Annotated in this window: 1 protein-coding gene; it reads left to right on the top strand. The window is 66.5% G+C overall.

The window, feature by feature from the left end; all coding sequences use genetic code 11:
• The coding region (gene rpoC, locus WBV89_RS15900; protein ID WP_423982326.1) for a DNA-directed RNA polymerase subunit beta' at positions 1–2,692 on the top strand (2,692 nt) is incomplete at its 5' end.
• Positions 2,693–2,811 lie beyond the last annotated feature (119 nt).

Below are 2,811 nucleotides of genomic sequence, written 5' to 3'. Positions count from 1 at the left end.
CACCGGGCCGGGCAACCGTCCGCTGAAGTCGCTGTCCGACATGCTCAAGGGCAAGCAGGGCCGCTTCCGGCAGAACCTGCTCGGTAAGCGCGTCGACTACTCGGGCCGTTCGGTCATCGTGGTCGGACCGACGCTGCGTCTGCACCAGTGTGGCCTGCCGAAGCTGATGGCACTCGAACTGTTCAAGCCGTTCGTCATGAAGCGCCTCGTCGATCTCGAACTCGCGCAGAACATCAAGACCGCGAAGCGCATGGTCGAACGTCGTCGTCCGCAGGTGTGGGACGTCCTCGAGGACGTCATCAAGGAACACCCGGTCATGCTGAACCGTGCGCCCACGCTGCACCGCCTCGGCATCCAGGCGTTCGAGCCCGTGCTCGTCGAGGGCAAGGCGCTCCAGATCCACCCGCTGGTGTGCACAGCGTTCAACGCCGACTTCGACGGTGACCAGATGGCCATCCACGTGCCGTTGTCCGCCGAGGCGCAGGCCGAGGCCCGCGTCCTCATGCTCAGCGCCAACAACATCCTGTCGCCGGCGTCGGGTCGTCCGATCACGGTTCCCAGCCAGGACATGATCATCGGTGGCTACTACCTCACCGAGGGCATCGAGGACGCAGAGGGCTCCGGCCGCGTCTTCCGCCACCTGTGGGAGGTGCTGCGTGCCTACGACGAGGGAACCCTCGACCTGCACGCCACGATCGAGGTCCGCAAGGGACCGGGCGAGAAGTTCGCCACGACACCGGGACGCGCCCTCTTCGAGGAAGCACTGCCCGCCGAGTACACCGAGCTGTTCGGTCACATCGACACCCTCATCACCAAGAAGGAGATGGGTGTCATCGTCGAGCGGCTGTCGGACAACTTCGACAAGGCGACCGTCGCCCAGGCGCTCGACAACATCAAGAACCTCTGCTACCGGTTCGCGACGCAGTCCGGCATCACGGTGTCGATCGACGACGTGCGCACGCCCGCTGCCAAGCGCGGCATGCTCGACGACTACGAGGCCCAGGCCGAGAAGGTCGAGAACCAGTTCAAGCGCGGCATCATCACCGACGGCGAACGGCGCCAGCAGGAGGTCCGCATCTGGACCGACGCGACCGCCGACGTGCAGGCGGCGATGGAGCTCGAGTTCAAGAAGGTCCAGTTCAACCCGATCGACATGATGGTCGGTTCCGGCGCACGAGGGAACATGACCCAGATGCGCCAGATCGCCGGCATGCGCGGCCTGGTCGCCAACCCTCGTGGTGACATGATCCCGCGCCCGATCAAGTCGAACTTCCGTGAGGGCCTCGAAACCCTCGAGTACTTCATCGCCACGCCGGGTGCCCGTAAGGGCCTCGTCGACACGGCGCTGCGCACCGCCGACTCGGGCTACCTGACCCGCCGTCTCGTCGACGTCGCCCAGGAGCTCATCGTCCGCGAGGTGGACTGCGGTTCGACGCTCGGCGTGTGGATCGAGAACGTCTCGCCCGACACGGCGAACCGGCGCTCGTACCTCGAGACCAAGCTGTACGGCCGGGCGCTGCTCAACGACACCGAGCTCGCCAGCCCGATGGAGAAGGACGGCGAGTCGACCTCGATGCTGCCGCGCAACACCATCGTCGGCGACGAGGAGATGGAAGCGCTGCGCGACGATCCGAACATCGAGCGCATCCGTGTCCGCTCCGTGCTCACCTGCGACGCCGAACTCGGCGTCTGCGCGATCTGCCACGGTCGCTCGCTCGCCACCGGTCAGATGATCGAACTCGGTGAAGCGGTCGGCGTCATCGCCGCCCAGTCGATCGGCGAGCCCGGCACGCAGCTGACGATGCGAACCTTCCACACCGGTGGTGTGGCCGGCAAGGACATCGCCGGCGGTCTGCCTCGCGTCGTCGAACTCTTCGAGGCTCGTACGCCGAAGGGCTCGGCCCGTCTCGCGAAGGCGACCGGCGTGTTGCACCTGCGCGACGACGAGGGCAAGGGCATCCCGGTCGTGGTGACCGACGACGCCGGCGAGGAGCACGAGACACTGCTGCCCCTCGGTGCCCGCCCGATCGTCACCGACGGTCAGGACGTCAAGGCCGGCGATCCGCTGGTCGATGGTCCCTTCGACCCGAAGGAGATCATGGAGATCAAGGGCATCCGCGAAACGCAGCTGTACCTGGTCGAAGAGGTCCAGCGGGTCTACCGCGACCAGGGCGTGTCGATCCACGACAAGCACATCGAGTTGATCGTGCGTCAGATGACGCGCCGGATCGGCGTGCAGGAGCCCGGTGGCACCGGCTTCCTGCCCGGCGAGCGGGTCGACTCGAAGCGGTTCCGTGACACGAACCGTCGCATGGTCGAGGACGGTCAGCGCCCCGCCGAGGGTCGCCCCGAGCTGATGGGCATCACCAAGGCCTCGCTCGCCACCGAGTCGTGGCTGTCGGCCGCATCGTTCCAGGAGACGACCCGTGTCCTGACCGAGGCTGCCATCGACGGACGCGGTGACGACCTGATCGGCCTGAAGGAGAACATCATTCTCGGCAAGCTGATCCCTGCGGGCACCGGCATGGCCAAGTACCGCGAGTTCGGGATCGAAGCGCCCGATTACGAGCCGATGTCGTACTTCACCTCCGACGGTGTCGAAGGCGAAGAGGACCCCGCAGCGTTCCTGGCGGGCCTCCACGGCACGTACTCCAGCGACGCCGCTCAGGTCGCGTCCGAACCGATCGGCTGATCCCCGCAGAAGATGTTCGTCGGTGCCTGGCACCGGCGAACATCTTCGCGTTCAGGCGACGAACGGCTCGGGCGGTGGGCCGAGCACCTGGATCCCGAACTGTGCGCAGATCGCTGCCA

Source organism: Ilumatobacter sp., from assembly GCF_049588435.1.
GTDB lineage: Bacteria > Actinomycetota > Acidimicrobiia > Acidimicrobiales > Ilumatobacteraceae > Ilumatobacter_A.
Note: the sequence above shows the minus strand (reverse complement) of the source record. Positions and strands in the feature narration are given on the sequence as shown.